This window comes from Jiella sonneratiae, from assembly GCF_017353515.1.
GTDB classification, from domain to species: Bacteria; Pseudomonadota; Alphaproteobacteria; order Rhizobiales; family Rhizobiaceae; genus Jiella; species Jiella sonneratiae.
Genome location: NZ_JAFMPY010000004.1, coordinates 52764 through 75407 on the forward strand (window position 1 = coordinate 52764; position 22644 = coordinate 75407).

18 protein-coding genes are annotated in these 22644 nt (G+C 68.2%); 3 read left to right on the plus strand and 15 right to left on the minus strand.

The window, feature by feature from the left end; translation table 11 throughout:
• Positions 1–43: 43 nt before the first annotated feature.
• The 15 genes from J1C47_RS04320 to J1C47_RS04390 form a co-directional block, all read right to left on the minus strand.
• Positions 44–508, minus strand: coding sequence for a chemotaxis protein CheW (locus J1C47_RS04320; protein WP_207349503.1), 465 nt, complete (start codon positions 506–508; stop codon positions 44–46).
• Positions 509–584: 76 nt separating this feature from the next.
• Complete coding sequence (locus J1C47_RS04325; protein ID WP_207349504.1) at positions 585–2324, minus strand: methyl-accepting chemotaxis protein; 1740 nt, start codon at positions 2322–2324, stop codon at positions 585–587.
• 14 nt (positions 2325–2338) lie between these two features.
• Positions 2339–2791, minus strand: a complete 453-nt coding sequence (locus J1C47_RS04330; protein WP_207349505.1) for a chemotaxis protein CheW — start codon at positions 2789–2791, stop codon at positions 2339–2341.
• 41 nt (positions 2792–2832) lie between these two features.
• The gene (locus J1C47_RS04335) at positions 2833–4905 is read right to left on the minus strand and encodes a chemotaxis protein CheA (protein ID WP_207349506.1); all 2073 of its coding nucleotides are present in this window, start codon (positions 4903–4905) and stop codon (positions 2833–2835) included.
• A complete protein-coding gene (locus tag J1C47_RS04340; protein WP_207349507.1) occupies positions 4902–5270 on the minus strand; it encodes a response regulator in 369 nt (122 codons plus the stop codon). The genes J1C47_RS04335 and J1C47_RS04340 overlap by 4 nt, the downstream gene beginning before the upstream one ends.
• 146 nt (positions 5271–5416) lie before the next feature.
• Positions 5417–5761 (minus strand): STAS domain-containing protein, encoded by a 345-nt coding sequence (locus J1C47_RS04345; protein ID WP_207349508.1) that lies wholly within the window; start codon positions 5759–5761, stop codon positions 5417–5419.
• 335 nt (positions 5762–6096) lie between these two features.
• Positions 6097–7149 (minus strand): HD domain-containing phosphohydrolase, encoded by a 1053-nt coding sequence (locus tag J1C47_RS04350; RefSeq protein WP_207349509.1) that lies wholly within the window; start codon positions 7147–7149, stop codon positions 6097–6099.
• Positions 7150–7271: 122 nt separating this feature from the next.
• Positions 7272–9287, minus strand: a complete 2016-nt coding sequence (locus tag J1C47_RS04355) for an alpha-glucosidase (RefSeq protein ID WP_207349510.1) — start codon at positions 9285–9287, stop codon at positions 7272–7274.
• A gap of 23 nt (positions 9288–9310) precedes the next feature.
• On the minus strand, positions 9311–10090 hold the full coding sequence (locus J1C47_RS04360; RefSeq protein ID WP_207349511.1) for an SDR family NAD(P)-dependent oxidoreductase: 780 nt from the start codon (positions 10088–10090) through the stop codon (positions 9311–9313).
• 3 nt (positions 10091–10093) lie between these two features.
• Positions 10094–10981, minus strand: coding sequence for an SMP-30/gluconolactonase/LRE family protein (locus J1C47_RS04365; protein WP_207349512.1), 888 nt, complete (start codon positions 10979–10981; stop codon positions 10094–10096).
• A gap of 356 nt (positions 10982–11337) precedes the next feature.
• Entirely contained in the window at positions 11338–13689 is a 2352-nt protein-coding gene (locus J1C47_RS04370) for a glycoside hydrolase family 31 protein (RefSeq protein ID WP_207349513.1), read from the minus strand.
• 337 nt (positions 13690–14026) lie between these two features.
• On the minus strand, positions 14027–15127 hold the full coding sequence (locus J1C47_RS04375; protein ID WP_207349514.1) for an ABC transporter ATP-binding protein: 1101 nt from the start codon (positions 15125–15127) through the stop codon (positions 14027–14029).
• A gap of 15 nt (positions 15128–15142) precedes the next feature.
• Complete coding sequence (locus J1C47_RS04380) at positions 15143–16189, minus strand: carbohydrate ABC transporter permease (protein ID WP_207349515.1); 1047 nt, start codon at positions 16187–16189, stop codon at positions 15143–15145.
• Positions 16190–16193: 4 nt separating this feature from the next.
• Complete coding sequence (locus J1C47_RS04385; protein WP_425354536.1) at positions 16194–17186, minus strand: carbohydrate ABC transporter permease; 993 nt, start codon at positions 17184–17186, stop codon at positions 16194–16196.
• A 102-nt stretch (positions 17187–17288) separates the two neighbouring features.
• Entirely contained in the window at positions 17289–18575 is a 1287-nt protein-coding gene (locus J1C47_RS04390) for an ABC transporter substrate-binding protein (RefSeq protein WP_207349516.1), read from the minus strand.
• A gap of 192 nt (positions 18576–18767) precedes the next feature.
• On the opposite strand from J1C47_RS04390, the gene J1C47_RS04395 reads away from it, so the two are divergent.
• From J1C47_RS04395 to J1C47_RS04405, 3 genes are all read left to right on the plus strand, one after another.
• A complete protein-coding gene (locus J1C47_RS04395) occupies positions 18768–19937 on the plus strand; it encodes a sugar ABC transporter substrate-binding protein (RefSeq protein ID WP_207349517.1) in 1170 nt (389 codons plus the stop codon).
• Positions 19938–20108: 171 nt separating this feature from the next.
• Positions 20109–21686 (plus strand): sugar ABC transporter ATP-binding protein, encoded by a 1578-nt coding sequence (locus J1C47_RS04400; RefSeq protein WP_207349518.1) that lies wholly within the window; start codon positions 20109–20111, stop codon positions 21684–21686.
• Positions 21683–22642, plus strand: a complete 960-nt coding sequence (locus tag J1C47_RS04405; RefSeq protein WP_207349519.1) for an ABC transporter permease subunit — start codon at positions 21683–21685, stop codon at positions 22640–22642. Before J1C47_RS04400 ends, J1C47_RS04405 begins: the two co-directional genes overlap by 4 nt.
• The last annotated feature ends 2 nt before the right edge of the window (positions 22643–22644 follow it).

Consider the following 22644-nt stretch of genomic DNA (forward strand, 5'->3'; position numbering starts at 1 on the left):
ACGCTGGTCCCGTTGGAATGACGCTGCGGTCGGATCGTCGGTGTCAGGCGGCGATCTCGCCGCCGCCGACGTCGCCGGCGCGGAACAGGCGGTCGAGATCGAACACCGTGACGAAGGCGCCGTTGCGCCTGCCGACGCCGTCGATGCAGTCGGCCGACCAGCCCATGCCGATCTTCGCAGGCGGCTCCAGCGGTCCGTCGAGTTCGGCGACCTCGAACACCCGGTCGGCGCGCAGCGCCACCTTGCGCATGGCGCCGCCGAGATCGACGTCGAGGACGATGATCCGCGTGTCGAGGGTGTCCTCGGCGGCGGGCATCTCCAGCCGCAGGCGCAGGTCGATGACCGGCACGCTCTGGCCGCGCACGTCGATGATGCCGAGAAAATCCGCCGGCGCGCGGGGCATCCGGGCGAAGGGCTGGGGTTCCAGGATCTCCTGCACCCGGGTCACTGGAACCGCGAAGAGCGAGTCCGCGACCCCCAACGTCACATACTGCTTCAGGTCGGCCATCTCATGGTCCTCGTCGGCTCGTCCGCATCAAGCTTCCCGGTCCTGACGGGCCGGGAAGCCGTGTCACTGCCGCCGGTCAGGCGGCGCGGCCGTTGCGCACGAAGCGGCCGTCCAGATCGTCGTCGCCGGCATCCATGTCGAGGTCGAAGCCGCCGCCCTTGCCCTTGCCGGCGTGTTTGACGCCGGAGGACATCGTGGGCGCGGCGACGCGGATCGCCTCGTGCATGTCGGCGACGCCGAGGCCGGGCTTGCGGCCCTGGCCGGCCGCCGCCTTGCGCCGGGCGGGCGCTTCCGCGGCCTGCGGCGCGCGGGCCGCCTGGTCGAGGCGGAAATAGGCGATCGCCTGCTGCAGCTGGTCGGCCTGGCTCGCCAGCTCCTCCGAGGTCGAGGCCATTTCCTCGGCCGCCGAGGTGTTCTGCTGGGTCACCTTGTCGAGCTGCTGGATCGCCGTGTTGATCTGGGCGGCGCCGGCGTTCTGCTCGCGGCTGGCGTTGGAGATCTCCGACACCAGCTCGGCGGTGCGCTGGATGTCCGGCACCAGCCGGGTCAGCATCTCGCCGGCCTGCTGGGCGGCCTTCACCGTGTCGCCGGAAAGCCCGGAGATCTGCTGGGCCGCGGCCTGGCTGCGCTCGGCGAGCTTGCGCACCTCCGAGGCGACCACCGCGAAGCCGCGGCCGTGCTCGCCGGCACGGGCCGCCTCGACGGCCGCGTTGAGGGCGAGGAGGTCGGTCTGGCGGGCGATCTCCTGGACGACAAGGATCTTCTCGGCGATCGTCTCCATCGCCTTGACGGCCTTGCCGACGGCCTCGCCGCTCGCCTGGGCGTCCTGGGCGGACTGCCGGGCGATCGTCTCGGTCTGGCTGGCATTGTCGGCGTTCTGCTTGATGTTGGACGCCATCTGCTCCATCGACGAGGAGGCTTCCTCCGTCGACGAGGCCTGCTCGGTCGCACCCTGGCTGAGCTGCTCGGCGGCAGCCGACATCTCCTGGCTGCCCGACGAGACGTTGCGGGCAGAGCTCGACACCTCGGTGATGATCGCCTGCAGCTTGCCCACCATGTCGCGGGCGGCGGCGAGGAGGCTGTCGTTGTCGCCCTTGCGGGTGGTGACCTGCATCGTCAGATTGCCGCCGGCGATCTCGCGGATCACTTCGCGGGCATAGTCCGGCTCGCCGCCGAGGGCGCGGAGGACGTTGCGGGTCAGGAAGACCGCGGTGCCGACGCCGATGAGCAGCGCGAGGCCGACCACGGTGAACAGGATGGTCTGGGCGCGGGCGTAGATCGCGTCGCCTTCGGCGCTCGCCGCCGCGCCGGCGTGGGCATTCATGTCGACGAGCTTGACCAGATCGCCGGAGAAGTCGTCATAGACCTTGCGCGATTCCTGCATGAGGTTCGCGGCCTGCTCGTTTTCGTTGCGGCGCGAATATTCCAGCATTCTGTCGCTGAGCTTCAGATACTCGTCGTACTTCCGGGAAAAGCTCTCGTAGATGCGTCTTTCCTCGTCCGACGAGATCAGCTTCTCGTAGTTCTGGCGAAGCTGGGCGAGGGACTGGTCGGCCGCCTTGATCTCGCTTTCGACGTTGCGCATCGCCGCCGGATCGGTCGAGACGATGTGGCGGAATTCGAGGATCCGGAAGTCGGAGGTCGCGGTGTTGAGGCGGTTGACCGCATCGACGCTGGGCAGCCAGTTCTGGGCGATCTCGGTCGACTTGTCGTTGATCTGCGACATCTGGATGATCGCCACGGCGGCAAGGCCGGTTATGACCATCAGAAGAATGCCGAATGCCGTGGCGAATTTCGCCTTGAGCGAGAGTTTCATCGTGGTGTCCTTGGTTAACCGTTCTCGGCGGCGAGGTTGGTTCTCGCCCCAAAAATCTGCTGCATGTCGGGAATGATGACGAAGTCGTCGTCGCGGCGGCCGATGCCGCGGACGTATTCGGCGGGCCAGCGCATGCCGACCTTGGGGGCGTCCTCGATCGAGGCGGCCTCGATGTCGGTGACGTCGTAGACCTTGTCGGCGAGGATGCCGGCGACCATCGGTTCGCCGTCGAGGCTGATCTCCATGACGACGATGCGCGTGTCGGCGTCCTGCGGCGGGCGGTCCATGCCGAAGCTGACCCTCAGATCGGCCAGTGGCACGACGCTGCCGCGCACGTTGATCAGCCCGCCGACGAAGGAGCCGGCATTGGGCACGCGGGTGATCGGCACCGGGTCGAGGATCTCGCGGACATGCGTCGCCTCGAGCGCGAACATCTCGTCCTGAAGCCGGATGGTCAGGGCATGCATGGGTCTGGTCTCCCGGGAAGTGGTCGTCGCCTGGCCGCCGCTCATGCCGCTCTGCCCAAAGTTTCCGCCCGGCGCCGTTCCTCGAGCTTCTGGCCGAAGCCGACGAGATGCATCACGTCGAGGATGAGCGCGACGGTGCCGTCGCCGAGGATGGTCGCGCCGGAAAAGGTCTTCAGGCCGGAATGCAGCCGCGAGAGCTGCTTGATGACGGTCTGGTTGTTGCCGATGATCTGATCGACGACGAGGCCGACCCGCATGGAATCGGAGGAGACCACCACGACCTTCTGATAGGGGTCCGGCTCACCTTCGGTCTGGAAGAGGCCGCGCAGCTTCAGGAAGGGCACCAGCTCGCCGCGCAGGTTGAGGAAGCTGCGGCCGCGCGCGTCCTTGTCGACGCCGGTGGGCAGTTCGAGGCACTCCTCGACCGCGGCGAGGGGGATCGTGTAGCGGTCGTCGCCGACGCGCACCAGGAGCCCGTCGATGATGGCGAGCGTCAGCGGCAGGCGCAGCGTCACGGTGGTGCCCTTGCCGGGCAGCGTGTCGACGTCGATCGAGCCGCGCAGGCCGTCGATCGTCTTCTTGACGACGTCCATGCCGACGCCGCGGCCGGACAGCGCCGTCACCTGCGCCGCCGTGGAGAAGCCCGGCTGGAAGATCATCCGGTTGAGTTCGCCCTCGGAGATCGCCTGCCCGGCCGCCAGAAGCCCGGCCTCCTCGGCGCGGCGGCGGATGCGCTCGGCGTTGAGGCCGGCCCCGTCGTCGGAGACGGCGATCGCCACCTCCGCGCCGCGATGGCTCGCCGAAAGGCGCAGCGTGCCGGTGGCGGGCTTGCCCGCCTCGGCCCGGCGGTCGGGGTTTTCCAGGCCGTGGTCGACCGAATTGCGGATCAGATGGACGAGCGGATCGGCGAGCTGCTCGATCACCGTCTTGTCGAGTTCGGTGTCCTCGCCCTCGGTAACGAAGCTGATCGGCTTGCCGAGGTCTTCCGACAGGTCGTGGACGAGGCGGCGGAACCGGCCGAACAACGAGCCGATCGGCACCATGCGCGTGCCCATGGTGGTGTCGCGCAGGCTCGCCGTCAGACGCTCGATCTCTTCGGCGACGTTGATCAGCGAGGCGTCGTGGATGGTTTCGGCGAGCTGGCTCAGCCGCGCCTGGGCGATCACCAGTTCGCCCACCCGGTCCATCAGCTCGTCCAGCCGTTCGGCCGGAACGCGCAGCGTCGCGTTGCGCTCGACCTTGGCACCGGCGCCGCGCTCGGTGCCACCGGCCGCGGCTTTGGCGGCAGGGCGCTGGGCGGTCTGCGGTTCCGCTGCGGGCGCGGGAGCCGCCGGCTTCGGCGATTCCGCCATCGCCGGCAGAGCGGCCGGCGCGCCGGGCACGTCTGCGGCATCGGCCGCGAGCGGCTCGATCGAAAGCTCCATGTCGTCGCGCACGAACAGGAAGACATCGTCCACCGCGTCCTTGGCAACGTCTGCCCGCAGCGTCACGTCCCAGGCGAGATAGCACTGCTGCGGCTCGATCCTGTCGAGCGTCGGCACCTCGCCGGCGAGCGCCACGACCTCGCAGGGGCCGAGCCCGCGCAGTTCGTCGAGGAGAAGCAGCGGATTGGTGCCGAGCGTCAGGGCGTCGGCGGGCAGGCGGAAGCGCACGTGCCAGCCGGCGCCGGCAGGCTGGGCCTGCGAGGTGGCGTCGATGCCGGCGGCCGGGGCGTTTGGCGCCGACGTCGCGGCGGGCGCCGCCTCGCCGCTGACGGCGACCTTCAGGGCGGCGAGGATCGCCTCGCCCCGCTTCGGATCGCAGTCCGGGTCCTCGATCAGATGGGCGACGTGGTCGCGCGCCTCGAGGGCCGCGGCGATCAGCCGCCGGTCGGCTGCCGCCTCGCCCTTGCGGACGCGGTCGAAGGCCGTCTCGAATTCATGGATGAATTCGGAGACCGCCGTGAAGCCGAACATCGCGCCCGAGCCCTTGAGCGTGTGCAGGGCGCGGAAGGCGAGGCCGACCAGTTCGCGGTCGTCCGGCCGTTTCTCGAGATCGAGCAGCGCCTGTTCCAGCGTCTCGATCAGTTCGTTGGCTTCCTGGCGGAAGACGTCCGCCGGATCGAGCTCGCTCATGCGCCGGCAACCTTGCGCATGACTGCGAGGAGCTGGTCGGGCTTGAAGGGCTTGACCATCCAGCCGGTGGCGCCGGCCTGCTTGGCCTGGGCCTTCAGCCCCTCGTCGGATTCCGTCGTCAGGAAGACGATCGGCACGCCGTTGCTCGCCGGCGTCGCCCGGTACTGGCGGATGAAGGACAGTCCGTCCATGCCGGGCATGTTGAGGTCGGTGATCACCGCGTCGACCCGGCTCGCCGTCGCCTTCTGCAAGGCCTCGCGGCCGTCGCATGCCTCGACGACGGTGTAGCCGGCCTGCTTCAAGGTCATGCCGACCATCTGCCGAACCGAGGCAGAATCGTCGACCATGAGGATGGTCTTGCCCATGGGAGCTCCCGAGAGAGATTGCGGTTTTCGTGAAGAGGCGGGGCGACCCGCCGGAGATGCCCCGCCGAGCGGGACGCGTGCGACGCGACCGCTCAAGGGCGGTCCGCGCGCTGTGCGGGATCGGCGAGCAGCCGAGAAGCGGCCGGTCAGGCCGAGCCGGCGATCAGGACGTCGTCGAATTCCCGGCGAAGCCCGGCACGATCGATCGCGAGAGCCAGCGTTCCGGCTTCGTCCGCGTCGATCGAAAACGCGCTTCCGGCAGCCGAGGCGGACTTTCGCGCCGACAGGAGAAGCTGCAGCACCGCGACGTCGATCGACTGAAGGTCGCCGGTCCGGATCGCAAGGGCACCGCGGGCGAGGCGATCGCGCAGGTCGGCGGCGAGAGCATCGACATCGCGAATACTCACGTCGCCGGCGAGTGCGTAATCCGAAGGCGTCTCGCCGCCGTCCCTCGTCTGTGTCTGGTGCCCCGCGTCCATACTCTCGTCCAATGCTTTGATCTTCAACAAAGTCGCTCTGAACCCATTGATAAAGACCTAACGACGCGCCCGCTGACGAAGAACTGTGACATTTCAGGATGGCCGATGGTCTCGAAAGTCTAAATATCGAAAATAACGGCCGGCCGGCGCCGTGTTTCATAAGCTTTCCGACCGATTCGGTCGGCCGTTGCATGGCGGTGGGCGAGGGCGCCGGCGTGACGGCTTGTCCGACACATCCGGATTCTCGATTGCAAACCAAGTCTCGATGAAAATCAGTATTCCAGGCCTTAGCCATCGCCGATGCCACCCGGCATCGTGGATCGCGCCGGGATCGGGCGATCGGTACCCTATGCAGCGACGGTGAGATCGGCGGGCTGCGGCGCCGCGACGAGGGCGGCGATCTGCGGCCAGCACGCCACGAAGGCCTCGACGCAGGCGGGATCGAAATGGCTGCCGCCGGATCTGACGATCTCGGCGAAGGCCTTCTCGACCGGCCAGGCCGGCTTGTAGGGACGCTGCGAGCAGAGCGCGTCGAAGACGTCGGCGACGGCGGTGATCCGGCCCTCGACCGGGATGGCACTGCCCGACAGCCCGGCCGGATAGCCGCTTCCGTCCCATTTTTCGTGGTGGGTGCGCGCGACCTCGGCGGCGACGCGCACCACCTCGGTCGATGCGTCGCCGAGAATCTCAACACCGAATTCGACATGGCGGCGCATCAGTGCCGTCTCGTCGGCAGTCAGCCGGCCGGGTTTCTGGAGGATCGCGTCGGAAATGCCGATCTTGCCGATGTCGTGCAGCGGCGCGGCGAGATAGAGGATGCGGGAGGCCTCGTCTCCGAGACCGAGCCGCAGGGCGATCAGGCGGCAGATCTCCGCCACCCGCGAAACGTGCTCTCCCGTCGTGCCGTCGCGGAATTCGATGGCCCGCGCCAGCCGCCAGATGATCTCTTCCTCCCGCGCCACGAGCTTCGCCGTTGCCGCCGCGACGTCGGCGGCGAGCAGGCTGGCGCGGTCGGAGAGCTCGATCTGGGCCTGGCGCAGGGCGACGAGATTGCGCACCCGTGCCTCGAATTCCACCCAGTCGAAGGGCTTGTTCAGAAAGTCGGTGGCGCCGGCCTGGATGGCTTCGCGTTTCAGTTCCTGGCCGATGGTCGAGGCGACCATGATCATCGGCACCAGCCGGTAGCGATCGAGGCCGCGCAGGACCTTCAGCACCTCGATGCCGTCGAGCTTCGGCATGACGTAGTCGACGAGGACGAGGTCGAACTGGCAGCGCCGGCATTCCTCGAGCGCGAGTTCCGGGTCGAGGCAGACCGAGGCGCGCAGCCCCGGGATCTCCGCGATCCTGGCCGCGATGGCGGCGGCGCTCGATCGGCTGTCGTCGATGACCATCACGCGCATGCCGGTCGATCCCCCCAACGATCGCAGAGCAACTCTTCTTTGCTTAAAGTCTCCCACCTAAAGAAACGTTGAAGTGTTGCGGGTCGAATGTCTCGATACGAAGCATCAGGCTGCCGGTCATATCAGAGCCGGCGCAGTGCTTCGAAGCAGGCGGCGAAGGCCGAGCCCTGTCGCCAGAACACCGGCGGCGCGCCGATGGGCGCCTCGACGGTGACCTCGCCGCCGCCGGCGAATGTTTCGCCCGACCACAGATGCACCCATGTCTCGCCCTGAGGCAGATAAGTCGTCCACCGCGTCTCTCCGGCCTTCCAGACCGGCGCGACCAGCATGTCGCGGCCGAAGAGATAGGCGTCGAAGACCTCGAAGCAGCGGCGGTCCTCCTCGTGATGGAAGAACAGCGGCCGCTGCAGCGGCCAGCCCTTTTCCGCCGCCTCGTCGCGCAGCGATGAGAGATAGGGCAGGAGCGCCCGGTGGATTCGTGTCATCCGGGCGAAGTGGGCGAGCACCGCGCCGTCCTCGTGGATCTGCAGGTTCTGCTTCGGCCGGTTGCCCTCGTGGCTCCGCATCACCGGCGTGAAGGCCGCCATCTCCGCCCAGCGCATGATCAGCTCGGGGGTGCGGAGGTTGCCGAAGAGGCTGGTGTATCCGCCGATGTCGGAGTGGTGATAGGCGTTGCCGAGGAGCCCGGAGGACAGCGCCCCGACGATGGCGGTGACGAGGCCGTCGTGGCGGGAGAAGTCGACCGACTGGTCCCCCGCCCAGACGAGCGGGCAGTGCGCCTGGATGCCCGAATAGCCGGCCCGCATGAAGAACACCACGTCGCCGGTGCGCCCGCGCTTCTCGACGGCGCGGGCATTCACCGCCCCCCAGAGCACCGGCCACAGGTTGTGCATCAGCCGCGGATCGGCGCCGTTCTTCAGATGGAGGTCGATCGGCAGATATTCCCCGAAATCGGCCATCCAGCCGGACAGGCCGAGATCCAGCATGTTCTCGCCGATCACCCGTTCCTCGAACCAGCGGCAGGCGTCGGGATCGGTGAAGTCGACGACGCCGCAGTCGAACTCGCCGAAATCAACGAGATGGGTGCGGCCCGCCTCGTTGGTCGCGAAATAGCCCTTCGCCTCGGCCTCGCGGAACAGCGCGCCGTCGTCGCAGAGATAAGGATTGACGTAGCCGAGGAAGCGGATGCCGCGTTCGCCGAGTTCTGCGATGCGGCGCTTCAGGTCCGGATAGCGCGTCCCGCTCGCCTGCCAGTCCCAGAAGAGGCGGGTGCCGAAGGAGGTCTCGCGCACCCCCGACCAGTCCTCGCACCAGAGCGCCGAGACCGCCGCGCCCGCTTCGACGTAGCGTTCGAGCGTGTCGAAGGAGGCGGCCCCGTGCTTCAGCCCGACGATCGCGCCTTCCATCGCCCAGTCCGGCAGCTTCGGCTGGCGGCCGAAGCGATCGGCCATGGCGGTGACGAGGCCGGCGATCGAACCCCGCGCGAAGAACTCGATGCGCTCCGGCATCGCCCAGACCTCGATCTCGTGGAAGCCCCGGTGGCGGAAGTCGAGGACCGCATAGGCGGTGGTCTCGACATGCGCGGCGTAGCGGCGCGAGGAGAGGAAGGTTGGCTGCGGATAGTTGGTGTTGAAGTAGTCGCCGCCGGCGCGCCCCGTCCGGTCCGCCTCGAAGGTGATCGCCGTCGTCTTGTCGCGGCCGACGCCGGGCTCGGAGGTCCACATCGGAAAGCGCCGGCCGGAAAGGTCGAGATAGGACATCTGCTCGCCGCCGCCGAAGAGACGTTCGCCCTCCTCCGCGACGAGCCGCAGCCAGAAGCGGTTGAAGCCGGGTGCGGCGGCTTCGACCCGAAGCATCGAGCGACCGGGCTCGGCGGTCACCGTCAGCCAAAGCAGCGGCGGCTCGGCGGGCGAGGGCGCGAGCGCGATGCGCCAGCCGTCGCCCTGCCGCGACGGCGCGGCATCGGCAAGCGGCAGGCGGGCGGTGACGTAGTCCTCGATGTCGAAATTGCCGCGATACATCGCCATCCGCTCCTCGCCGCGGCCGAGGAAGACGGCGGGCGCCTCCCGTCGGTGCGAGAGGATGAGGCGGTCGTCGAGGAAAAGGTCGAAGCCGCCGTCGGCCGGTTCGCAGCGCATCGTTCCGGGCGCCTTTCCGCGCGTCAGTTCTGGGTGAGGCCGGCATCGACGACGAAATTGGCGCCGGTGCAGCCGGCGCTCTCGTCGGAGCCGAGGAAGAGGGCGAGCCGCGCGACGTGGCCGGCGTCGAGGCGAAACTTCAGTGCCTGCAGGCGGATGAACTCGGCGTCGAGCTCCGGCGTCAGCCACAGCGCCTTCTGGCGCTCGGTGAGGATCGCGCCGGGGACGAGACAGTTCACCCTGATTCCCGACGGCCCGAGCTCGCGGGCGAGGGTCCTCGTCATGCCGTTGATTGCGGCTTTCGCCGTCGTATAGCCGACCATGCCCGGCCGGCCGCGCATCCAGGAGATCGAGCCGAGCATGACGACCGAGCCGCCGCCCTTCGCCGCCATGCCCTTCGACACCGCCTGGGTGGCGAAGAACTGGTGGTCGAGATTGAGCGACAGCATCCGCCGCCAATACTCGGGCTCGACGGCGCCCATCTCGTGCCGGTCGTCCTTGCCGGCATTGTTGACGAGGACGTCGACGCCGCCCGCCGCCGCCTCGATCGCAGCGATCGCCGCGCGCAGCCGCTCGGTGTCGGTGACGTCGCAGGCCGTGAAGCTCGCCCCCGTTTCCGCGGCGACGCGCTCGCCCGCCGCGACGTCGACGTCGAGAAAGGCGACCCGCGATCGCTGCGCCGCGAAGGCGCGGACGATCGCCTCGCCGATCCCCGACGCACCGCCGGTGACGAGCACCGAGCGCCCTTCGAGGGAGCGGTAGCATACGCGGTCATCGGGGGTGGCCTGAGGCGTCGCGTCCATGGCTCAGACCTCCGCGTCGAAGAGCGGTTCGGCAAGGCCCGGAACCTCGGTCTCCATGGCGAAGACCCCGCCGGAATGCGGCAGGCGCTCCAGTTCCTCGGGCGCGCGGCCGCTCCGCGCCGACGTGACGTAGAGCGTCCTCAGGTCCCTGCCGCCGAAGGCGACCATCGTCGTGCACCGGGCCGGCACGGGATATTCGGCGAGCAGCTCGCCGCGCGGTGAACGGCGCTGCACCCGGCCGCCCTCCCAGAGCGCCGACCAGTAGCAGCCTTCGGCGTCGACGGCGCCGCCGTCCGGCCGGGCGCGGTCGGCGGCATCGGGGTCGAGCCGGGCGAAGACCCGGCGGTTCGTCGCCGCACCCGTCTCCTCGTCGTAGTCGTAGGCGTAGACGGCAAAGCGCGGCGTGTCCGAGTGGTACATCGTGCGGCCGTCCGGCGAGAAGGCGAGGCCGTTGGAGGTCATGATGCCGCCCTCGATCCTCTCGAGCCCGCGCCTGTCGTAGCGATAGAGGCCGGCCGTGCCGCCGTCGCCGGTCTCGTCGATGGTGCCGAGGACGAAGCGGCCGCGCGGGTCGGTGCGCCCGTCGTTGAAGCGGTTGGTCGCCGCGGGCTCGGCGTTCGGCGCCAGCATGGCGATGCGCTCGCCGTCGGGGCCGAGATGCCAGACGCCGGAGCGCAGGCCCGCGACGAAGCCGCCGCCCTTGCGGATCGCGAAGCAGCCGATCTCTTCCGAAAGGCCGATGGTGGTGTGGCGCCGGCTTGCCGGCTCGAAGCGATGGAGCTTCATGCCCTTGATGTCGACGAAGTAGAGCGCCTGCTCGGCGCCCGACCAGACCGGTCCTTCGCCGAGCTCGCAGCGGCTGTCGAGGACGAGGGAGAAGGGCGAGGTCATGACGGTTGTCCTTATCTGCGGCCGGGCATCACGACCGCGGTCGAACTGGTTCGCCTGGTGAAGAACTCTCAACGCGTCGTCATCCCGGCCCCCGAGCCGGGATCCATTCCAAATCATTGCCGCTGCAGCGACAGATCAATACGATGTCGGTGCGCTATCCGGGCCGATTTCCCGGTTGCGAGGCAGAGGAATGGATCCCGGGTCAAGCCCGGGATGACGAAGCGTTGATGCGTCTACAGGGGTCTCCAACATCGATGCATCGGACAGGTGGCCGGCCTGTTGTGTCCGAAAAGTGATCTTTGAATCTTGTGGGTCCCCGTCGCAAGAATGACCGCGCGACGGGCCTATGCCCCGGGTCACGGCAAGCTATGCTCCGCTGACCTTTCTGCGATGCCGCGGATTTCGACGAAGAGGTCCGGCCGGCCGCGGCCGGTCGCCTCTTCGGTAACGGTGAGGCGGACGCGGGCGTCGTCGCAGGCAAGGTCGCAGGCAAGCCGCGAGCAGTCGCCATCCCGGTATCTCCAGCTCTCGCCGTCGTCGAAGAAGATGGTGCGCCGGCTCGTCGAAGCGGCGTCGGCGGGGGCGGCGAACGCCGTCAACGCCACGGCCTTGGCTTCATGGGGACTCGTCGCCGGCCAGTCGAAGGCGAGCGGCAGCACGGCTCCCGAACGCACGAAGATCGGCAGGCGGTCGAGCGGAGCGGCGACGGTGACGTGGCTTCCGCCCGGATGCATCGTCTCGCTCCAATAGTCGTGCCAGCCGCCCGCGACCGCGGGCAGATCCACCGAAACCGTTGCGGCGCCCTCGGTGACGTTCGGCGCGACGAGGACGTCCGGCCCGAGCATGAAGGCGTCGGGATCGTTCCGGCAGGCGGCATCGGCGAAGTGATAGAACAGCGGCGCGACGATCGGCTCGCCGGCCTGGTGGCAGTGATGGGCGAGCGAATAGATCAGCGGCAGGAAGCGGTAGCGCAGCCGCAGCGCCGCCTTGACGTTTTCGGTCGCTTCCGGGTGCATCCAGGGCAGGTTCACCGGCTCGGCGAGCTGCGGCTTCCAGGAATTCATCACCGCGCGCGGGTGCAGCGCCATCAGCTGGACGAAGCGGGTGAAGAGCTCGGGTCCCGGCTTCGGCCCGGCAAAGCCGCCGATGTCGTGGCCGATGAACGGCATGCCGGAAAGGCTCATCGACAGGCCGTTACGGATGTTCCACTTCAGCGTGTGAAAGGAGGTGTAGTTGTCGCCCGTCCAGGTCTCGCCGTAGCGGGCGATGCCGATCGGCCCGGCGCGGCTGATTGTATAGGGGCGCCTGTCCGGATCGCGGTCGCGCGTCGCCTCGAAGGTGGCGCGGGTCATCAGCAGCGCCTGCAGCGGCTTGGCGTCGATGGCGGGCAGGGGCCGGCCGAAGCCGTCGACGCTCGCCGTCTCGTCCCAGAGTTCGGCCTCGTTGTTGTCGTTCCAGGCCGCGTCGAAGCCCTCGCCGAGCACCTTTTCGGCGATCCCCGCCTGCCACCAGGCGACGGCGGCGGGATTGGAGAGGTCGAGGCTCGATCCCTCGCCGCCCCAGAACATCTCGACGGCCGGCCCGCCGTCCTGGCGCTTGACGAAGAGGCCCCTGGCGGCGGCCTCCGGATAGGCGGGATGCTCCTTCAGGAGCACCGGCTTGACGTTGGCGCAGCTGTGGTAGCCGAGCTCCTTCAGCCGCGCGAAGAACGCCTTGCGGTCGGGGAACTTCGTCTCGTTCCAGGTGAAGACGTAGCGCCTGCCGTCGGCGCGCGTCGTGTAGCCCGAGCCCGAATGGATGGCGCTGATCGGGATGTCGTCGCGGCGGCAGCGCTCGGCGAAATTCGTCATCACGGCCTGCGCGTCCGGCGCGTCGGCATGGTGCATGGTGGTGAAGGCGAAGCCCATCGACCAGCGCGGCGGCAGATGCGGCCGGCCGGTGAGGCGCATCAGCCGCGGCACGACGTCGGCGATGCGCGGGCCGTCGAGGACGTAGAGGACGAGGCCTTTTTCGAGGATCTCGACGTGGCGGTAGGGCTCGTAATAGTTCGAGTGCTCGGCGCCGAGATCGACCGCCATCTCCGCCATGGTGTCGTAGAGAAGGCCGGTGGCGGTTCCGTCCGCGCCTTCCACGATGACGAAGGGCGCATGCTTGTAGAGCGGATCGGTCAGTTCGGCATCGTAGCCCATCGAGTCGATCTGCAGCACCCGGAAGCGCCGGCCGGTGCGGTCGAGCGGGCCGGTCTTGTCGCCGAGGCCGAAATGCCGGTCGGCGGCCGGCCGCGTCTGGTAGTGGCGAAGCACGCCGCGCTTTTCCAGAAAGTCGTAGGCGCTGCGTTCGCGGTCCTTCAGGAGGGTGCGCCAGCCTTCGCCGTCACGCCTCTGGACCGTCAGGCGCAGCGGCGCAGGCTCGACGCGGATGCGGGTGTCGCCGGCGGTGAGGGTGGCGATCCCATCGGCGGTCTCGTGGACGACGCCCGGCGGCGCGAAGCCCTCGACGGACAGCCGGTCACGGCCCTCCCAGGGCGTGTCGCCGTCCGGCGCGATCATCCAGGTCCGGTCGACGGCAAGGCCGCCCTCGGGGACGACGGCGATGCGGGTCAGCCCGTCGCCCAGCGCCTCGACGGTGAGGGTGAAGCCGAGATTGAGCGGCAGCTTCAGGCCGCAGCGCGTCTCCTGCGCCGGGCCGCTGGCGCGAAGGATGGTCATGGGTGGGGTCCTCTGGAATCCGGGAGGCGCGGCAGGGCGAAGGTGCGGACTCTGCTATGCGGCGCGACGGGATAGGCCTTCAGATGCCGGCTATGCGAAGTTTGCGCCGAGGCACCCCCCTCTGGCTTGCCAGCCATCTCCCCCACAAGGGGGGAGATCAGCGGTTTGGCCGCTTGCGCTGAGTTCGTCGACGAGTGCGCCAACCACGACAATGAACGTCTGGCGGGACGCGGGCGCGCGATCGATCTCCCCCCTTGCGGGGGAGATGTCCGGCAGGACAGAGGGGGGTGCACAGCCGCCATCGTTCAATCGTTCGGGACTGAAGTGAATCCCGGCCTCACGCTTCCTCGCCGATCCTGAGCCGTTCGAGCGCCGATCCGTCCTCTCTGAAGACGTGGATCGCCTCCGCCGGCAAGAACACCTTTGCCTCCTCGCCCGCCCTGATCCGGGTCTGGCCGGACTTGTGGACGGTGATCGGCCGGCCGTTGCTGTCCCTGCAGTAGAGATAGGATTCGCCGCCGAGCTGTTCGATCGTCTCGACGGTGACCGGATGCCCGCGCTCCGAGCCGATTTCGAGATGCTCCGGCCTGACGCCGAGGGTCACCGGTGCGCCCGGCTCGACCCTCTCCGGCGACACCGCCGCCTCGACCCTGCGGCCGCCTTCGTCGGTCGCGACGATGCCGCCGCGCGCCTGCTCCGCCACCGTCGCCTCGAAAAAGTTCATCCGCGGCGAGCCGATGAAGCCGGCGACGAACTGGTTGGCCGGGCGGTTGTAGAGGTCGAGCGGCGAGCCGACCTGCTGGATCGTGCCGAGCTTCAGGACGACGATCTTGTCGGCCATGGTCATCGCCTCGACCTGGTCGTGGGTGACGTAGATCATCGTGTTGCCGAGCCGGCGGTGGAGCTGCGAGATCTCGCCGCGCATGACGACGCGCAGCTCGGCGTCGAGATTGGACAGGGGTTCGTCGAACAGGAACACCTTCGGCTCGCGCACCACGGCGCGGCCGATCGCGACGCGCTGGCGCTGGCCGCCGGAAAGCTGCTTCGGCCGGCGCTCCATGTAGTCGCCGATCTGCAGCATGCGCGCCGCCTCGTCGACGCGCCGGCGGATCTCGTCCTTCGGGGTCTTGATGTTCTCCAGCCCGAAGGCGAGGTTCTCGCGCACCGTCATGTGCGGATAGAGCGCATAGCTCTGGAACACCATGGCGAGCCCGCGCTCGGCCGCCCGCTCCTCGTTGACCCTCCTGCCGTCGATCCTGAGTTCGCCGTCCGAGATCTCCTCCAGCCCGGCGATCATCCTCAGAAGGGTCGACTTGCCGCAGCCGGATGGGCCGACGAAGACGCAGAACTCGCCGTCGTCGATCCGCAGGTCCACCCCGTGGATGGCGCGGAATCCGGCATAGTCCTTGACCAGCTTCTGAAGTTCGACGACGGCCATTGTCACTCCGATCAGCTATTTCACGCCGCTCTGGGCGATGCCGGCCGTGATGTTCTTCTGCAGCAGCGCGAAGACGATGGTGATGGGCAGCAGCGTCAGCACCGTCATGGCGAGAAGCCCGCTCCAGGAGGTCTGCAGGTCGCCCTGGAAGGCGTTGAGGGCGAGCTGCAGCGTGAATTCCTCCGAGCGGGTGAGGACGATCAGCGGCCAGAGGAACTCGTTCCAGCGCCACATCACCGAGAAGATGATCAAAACGGCGATGGCCGGGGCGGCGAGCGGCAGGACGATCCGCCAGTAGACCCGCCATTCCGAGGCGTGGTCCATGCGCGCCGCGTCGAGCAGGTCGTCCGGGATCGTCAGCATGTACTGGCGCAGCAGGAAGACGCCGGTCGGCGTCGCCACCGCCGGCCAGATGACGCCCCAGGGCGTGTTGACGAGGCCGAGCTCGTTGACCACCAGATAGATCGGCACGAGGTTGATGGTCGGCGGAATCATCAAGGTGGCGATGATCAGGAGGAAGACGGTGGTGCGCCCGCGGAAGCGGTATTTCGCCAGCGCGAAGGCCGCCATCGAATTGAAGATCACCGTGATGATCGTCGCGACCACGGTGATGAAGACGCTGTTCCAGAAGTAGCGCATGAAGTTGAAGCGCTCGAACAGCTTCGAATAGTTTTCGAAGGCCATGGCGAATTCGCGCGCCGGCGCCCGGTCGCCGATCTTCACGTTGATCTTCTCGGCCGGGTTCTGCGGATCGACCATCTGGGCGTTGAGGCCGATGCGGCGGATCTGCGCCAGCACCTCGCCCCGGTGTTCGCCGGCGGTGATCTCGTAGAGCGGCAGCGGGTCGTCGTAGCCCTCGACCATCACCGTCTTCGGGGCGAACGGCAGGAAGCTCGGCGGATATTCCGACAGGGCGGCGTCGGTCTTGAAGGAGCTCATCGCCACCCACAGAACCGGCCCGAACATCAGGACGATGCCGAGGATCAGATAGCCCCAGGTGAGCCAGTCGGTGACGTCGAAGCGGCCGCGGCCGCGGGTCCTCGAAATGAACGACCAGACCATCGGCTCAGCCCTCCGCCTGGCTTCGCGTCGCGCGCAGCTGCAGGAGCGTCAGCACCAGCAGCACCACCGCCATCAGGATCGAGGCCGCGGCGGCGAGGCCGAAGAGCTGCGGGCGCGAGGCAAAGCCCGTCTCGTAGATGTATTGCAGGATCAGCGTCGTCGCCGAACCGGGCCCGCCGCCGGTCAGGACGAAGATCTCGTCGAAGGCCTGCACCGCCCGGATGAGGCTGAGCACGACGACGACGACCATGGTCGGCATCAACAGCGGCATGGTGATCTTCGAAAACACCCTGAAGCGCGAGGCGCCGTCCATCTCCGCCGCCTCGTAGACGTCGGAGGGGATCGCCTGCAGGCCGGCGAGCAGGATCAGTGTGTAGAAGCCCATATGCGCCCAGATCGAGACGAAGATGATCCAGAAGAACGCCCAGTGGGCATCGATCAGCCAGTCGACGGGGGCGAGGCCGAGATCCTCGAGGCCGGCATTGAAGATGCCGTAGCGCTGCAGGATCCACTTCCAGATCAGCGCGACGACCACCGGCGAGAGCAGGACGGGATAGAAGAACACGCCGCGGAAGAAGCCTTTCAGCGGGATGTCGCGGTTGAGGATCAGCGCCGTGACCAGCGAGAAGGCGATCATGAAGCCGACCTGCAGCACCACGAACCAGCCGGTGTTGTAGACCGCGCGCCAGAACACGTCGCGCCGGCAGCTGTTCGGGTCGAGATAGTCGGTGCAGGACAGCAGCGAGGAGAAGTTCTCGGCCCCGACATAGGGGCGCTGGGAGAGCAGGATCGCGTCCGAGCCGGTGGTCGCGTAGAAGAAGTTGAGGATGATCGGCAGGAAGGTGAACAGGCCGAAGATCAACAGGTTCGGCAACAGGAACAGCCAGGCGACGCGGGAGATGCCGACGAGGCGCTGGGCGCCGGCCATCGGCCATTCGAACAGGTTGAACGCCGTCCGGTAGCCGAGCTGGACTGCCTGGGTGAGGGGCTTGAACATCGGATTTCCGCGGGCCTTCCTCCCGGACGCGAAGGAAAAGGCCCTCCCTTCGCGCGGGAATCATGCGGGTGAGGGCGGGGCCGCCGGAGCGGCCCCGGTCCCTTATTTCGCGTCGCCTGCCGCCTTGACCGCCTCGTCGACGTCGGCGTCGATGCGGCCGAACGCCTCGTCGAGGCTGGATTCCCCGACGATCGCCTGGGTCAGCCGGGCGACGGTAGCGTTCATGATGGCGCGGTTGTTCTTGTAGCCCTGGAAGGCGAAGGCCCGGTCGGAAAGCTGGCCCGCCGCCTCGGTGAACTTGGCGAGCGCCTTCTTCACGTTGTCCGGCGCGCCGGAATAGTCGACGCCCTTTTCCTGCAGGCCCTTGTTGGCCGGGATCGCCCGGGTCTTGCCGATGAAGTCGGCATAGACGTCCGGCTGCGCCATGAAGTCGAGCAGCTTGGCGACCGCCTCCGGGTGCTTGGTGTGCTTGAAGCCGACGATCGAGGCGCCGCCCGGAATGCCGGTGCAGGCGGCCGGCCCGCAGGGCGGCGAGACCACTTCCCAGTCGAAGGCGTCGCCGATCTCCTTGCCGAAGCGCGCGACCTGCCAGGAGCCCGACATGTAGAACACCAGCGAGGCGTTGATGAACTCCTTCGAGGCGTCCTGATAGGTGGCGCCGCCGGAGCCTGCCCAGACGTCCTTGGCGACGGTGCCGTCCTCGTTCCACTTCACGAAGGCCTCGGCGAACTTCTTGAAGCCTTCGTCGACGGTGATCGGCTTGCCGCTGTCGTCGAAATACTGCGCGCCGTAGGAGATCGCCGGTCCGGCGAAGCGGTGGCCGGAGCGGTCCATCGCCATCGGGTAGGGCGTCTGCGTCGCCTTGGCGACCTCGACGGAGGCCTTCGCCCAGTCGTCCCAGGTGGCCTTGTCGCCCGGCATCGCGACGCCGGCCTGGTCGAACAGGGTCTTGTTGACGAAGGGCCCGGTGATGGTGAGCTGGTCCGGCAGGTTGTAGATGCCGTCGTCGCCCTCGCCGTTGACCCGCGTCCACTTCAGCTCGGCGCCGTAGTTCTTCTCCCAGTAGTCGGCGTCCTTGAGATGCGGCCGCAGGTCGAGCATGTACCGCGCCAGGCCGCCCAGATCGCTGACGCGGGCGACGTCGGGGCCGCTGCCGCCGGCGAGCTGGACGGGGAGGCTCTCGAGAATCGCCTTGTAGGGCACCTCGTCGATCGTCACCTTGATGTCCGGATTGGCCTTCTCGAACTTTGCGATCTCCTCGCCCCAGCTCTGGCACTCGTTGCCGTCCTGGTAGCACTGGAATCGCAGTTCGGTGGTCTGTGCCGAGGCGGGCGACAACGCCAGCGTGCCTGCCGCGGTCGCGGCAAGCATGAGTGCCCGTTTGACCATGATTTCCTCCCAGAATTTTTGGTCTGGGCAAGCTGTAGCCCGGCTCGTCCCGGGTCGCAACGCCGCCTGCTCGGCGGCGGCTGCGAAATGGACCGGAGCGGCCGGGGGCGAATCTTACCGGAGCATGAATTTTCGCCTTGCCTTGCACTTGCAGCGCGATCGGTCCTTCACCTCGCGGTCCGCAGGTGCATAATGTATGCGTTGATGTCCGGCCGGATCGGCAGCCGCTGGGAGGTGGCGCAGGGCCGCGACGAACCGCGGGAGGAGACCAGCATGCAGCGCAGGCAGTTCATCAAAAGCGTCGCCGGCGGCGTCGCGGCGACGGCCGTGTCGGGCCTGATGGGGCGGCGGGCCTTCGCCGCCGACAAGTGCATCATGCCCTGGGCGTCCGACACCCCGATGGTGAAGCGCGAGGCCAAGAGCGGCCCGTTCAAGATCGCGCTCTCCAACTCCTATATCGGCAACACCTGGCGCACCGAGATGGTGCAGATCGCCAAGGCGTATACGGAGCGCGACGACGTCAAGCCGATGATCGCGAGCTTCCAGGCGACGAGCTCGGGCAACGAGGTCTCGGCCCAGATCGCCCAGATGAACCAGATGATCCTGTCCGGGGTGGATGCGATCATCCTCAACGCCGCGTCGCCGACCGGCCTCAACTCCGTCGTCGACCAGGCGGTCGACGCCGGCATCCTCGTCGTTTCCTTCGACAACGTCGTCACCACCGAAAACGCCGTGCTGGTCAACGAAGACCAGTATTCCATGGGCAAGCAGTGGGCCGACTTCATCGTCGACAAGACCGGCGGCAAGGGCAACATCCTGGTGGTGCGCGGCGTCGCCGGCACCTTCGTCGACCAGGAGCGCACCCGTGCGGCCAACGACGTCTTCGGCAAGCATCCGGAGATCAAGACCACCGAGATCTACGGCAACTGGGACGACGGCACCGCCCAGAAGGTGACGGCCAACGCCCTCGCCTCGGGCACCAAGTTCGACGGCGTCTGGAGCCAGGGCGGCGACACCGGCGTGGTGCGCGCCTTCCAGCAGGCCGGCATGGACATTCCGCCGATCGCCGGCGAGGCGGAAAACGGCTTCCGCAAGCTCGCCTCCGAGCTGAAGTTCCCGATGCTGTCGATCGGCCAGTCGCCGGCGCTCTCGGCGCTGTCGATCAAGGTCGCGCTGGACATCCTGCAGGGCAAGGAGACGCCGCGTTCGGTGAGCGCGCCGCTGCCGACGGCGACAACGGATACGTTGAAGTCCGGCGAGAACTTCTTCCCCGACCTGCCCGACAGCTTCTTCACGCCGATCTCGATCCCGGTCTGCGGTCTCGATTTCGACGTCAACCAGATCCTCAAGCAGAAGGTCTGAGAGCGGCCGGAAGCGGCGCGCCGGCAGAGGCGGTACCCCCCGTCTTCGGCCGGCCGCCGCTTGATCCGGCATCGCCCTCGGCGGAGCCTCGTCGCCCCGCCGGCGGCCGTGCCGGCCTTGCAGCGGTGCCGGCGGTCCGGCCGGCGCCGACAATCGGGCGGAGAGTGCGATTTGCGTCCAGGAACCGACAAGGCCCCGTTAGAGGAGGGCCGCCCGCTGCTCGACGCGCGGGGCATCTCCAAGAGCTTCGGCGGCGTCCATGCGCTGGAAGCGGCGGACTTTTCCTGCCGCGCCGGCGAGATCCACGCCCTGCTCGGGGCGAACGGCGCCGGCAAGTCGACCCTCGTGAAGGTGCTGAGCGGCGTTCAGCGCCCCGATGCGGGGACGATCACCCTCGCCGGCGAGACGGTGCAGTTCTCCGGCCCCGCCGAGGCGGCGCATCACGGCGTCGCGACGGTGTTCCAGGAGCTGTCGCTGTTTCCGCATCTCACGGTGGCCGAGAACATCTATGTCGGCCACGAGCCGACCGGCCCCCTCGGCCAGATCGACCAGCGGCGCATGCGCAGCGACGTGCGGGCGCTGTTCGACAGTCTCGGCGTCGGCCACATCGCGCCGGGCGCCCATGTCAGCGACCTGTCTCTCGCCGACCGCCAGCTCGTCGAGATCTTCAAGGCGCTGTCGAAAGAGCCCAAGCTCCTGATCCTCGACGAGGGCACCTCGGCGCTCGGCCGCAAGGAGGTGCAGCGGCTGTTCGACCTCCTGCGCAAGCTGAAGGCCGCCGGCACCTCGGTGATCTTCATCTCCCACCGGATGAGCGAGATCCGCGAATTCGTCGACCGGATGACGATCTTCCGCAACGGCCGCCACGTCGCGACGGTGGCGGCGCGCGAGGCGAGCGACGCCGAGATCGTCGAGATGATGCTCGGCCAGCGGGTCGAGCGGTCGTTTCCGGAGCGCACGGAGGTCTCGCGCGACGAGCCGCCGCTCCTCGAACTCTCCGGCTTTTCGGTCGGCTCCGACCTTGCCGACGTTTCCCTCTCGCTGCGCCGCGGCGAGGTGCTCGGCCTCGCCGGCCTCGAGGGCCAGGGGCAGGGGACGCTGCTCCTCGCTTTGTTCGGCGCCTATCGGGGCGTCGCCGGCGAGGCGCTGATCGACGGCCGGCCGGTGCGGCTCTCTTCGCCGAAGGCGGCCATGGAGAGCGGCATCGCGCTGATCCCCGAGGACCGCAAGACGGAAGGCCTCGTCCTGCCGATGAGCGTTCGCGAAAACATCACCTTCTCGGTGCTCTCGCGCCTCGGCCGCTTCGGCTTCGTCAGCGCCGCCAGGGAAAGGGCTTTCGTCGGCCGCATGATGGAGCGCCTCTCCGTCAAGGCGGCGTCGATGGAACTGCCGGCCCGGTCGCTGTCGGGCGGCAACCAGCAGAAGCTGGTGCTCGCCAAGTGGCTGGAGACCGGCGCCGACGTGTTCCTGTTCTACGATCCGACGCGCGGCATCGACGTCGGCACCAAGCAGGCCTTCTACGAACTCATCGTCGGCCTCACGCGGGAGGGCAAGGGCGTGATCCTCTATTCGACGGAAACCAGCGAGCTGATCGGGCTCTGCCACCGGGTCGCGGTGATGGACGGCGGGCGCGTGGCGCTGACCCTCGAAGGCGGAAACATCACCGAGGAGGAAATCCTCGCCGCCTCGCTCGGCGTCGGCCGCGGCCGGAACGCGGCCGGCGCCGACATGGCGGAGGCAGCCCAGTGAGCCTTCGTCGCTACCGTTCCTCGCTGCTCGCCGTCGTCGGCCTGATCGTCCTGCTCGGCTACTACTGGTACCAGCAGCCGCTGATCCTCTCGCCCTTCGGCTTCCGCCTGCTCGCCAACCAGGGCACGACGCTGGCGCTGGCGGCCCTCGCCCAGCTCACCGTCGTGCTCACCGGCGGCGTCGACCTCTCGGTCGGCGCCATCGTCTCGCTCTCCAACACCATCGCCGCCACCTATATGGGCGACAGCCCGGCGAGCGTCGTCGGCGTCGTTTTGCTGACGCTCGCGGCGGGCTCGGCGGCGGGGCTGGTCAACGGGCTCCTCGTCGCCTACGGCCGGATCCAGCCGATCATCGTCACCCTGGCGACGCTCTACATCTATTCCGGCTTCGCGCTGCTCATCAGGCCGCAGCCGGGCGGCTCGGTGCCGGGCTACTACGCCTCGACGCTGACCGGCGCCTGGGGCTATCTGCCCTATTCGCTGATCGTCCTCCTCGTCGTCGCGCTGTGCTTGCGCATGCCGATCATGCGCTCGCGGCTCGGCACGGCGATCTACGCCGTCGGCGACAATCCGGGCGGGGCGCACATGTCGGGCATCAACGTGCCGCGGACACTGGTCTCGGCCTATGTGATCGGCGGCTTCCTCGCCGCCTGCGCCGGTCTCTTCCTCACCGCCCAGACCACGTCGGGCGACGCCACCGTCGGCACGTCCTACACGCTGAACTCGGTGGCCGCCGTGGTCTTCGGCGGGGCGATCCTCGGTGGCGGCAGGGGCGTCGCGCTCGGGCCGATCGTCGCGGCCTTCTTCATCTCGATCATCGTCAGCGTGCTGTTCGCCGCGGGCGTCTCGTCCTTCTACCAGAGCGTCTTCCAGGGGGCGATCCTGATCGTCGTCCTGATGTTCGGCAACGCCTGGACGCTGAGGGCCCGCAACCGCCTCGCGGTGCTGAGGAGCTGATC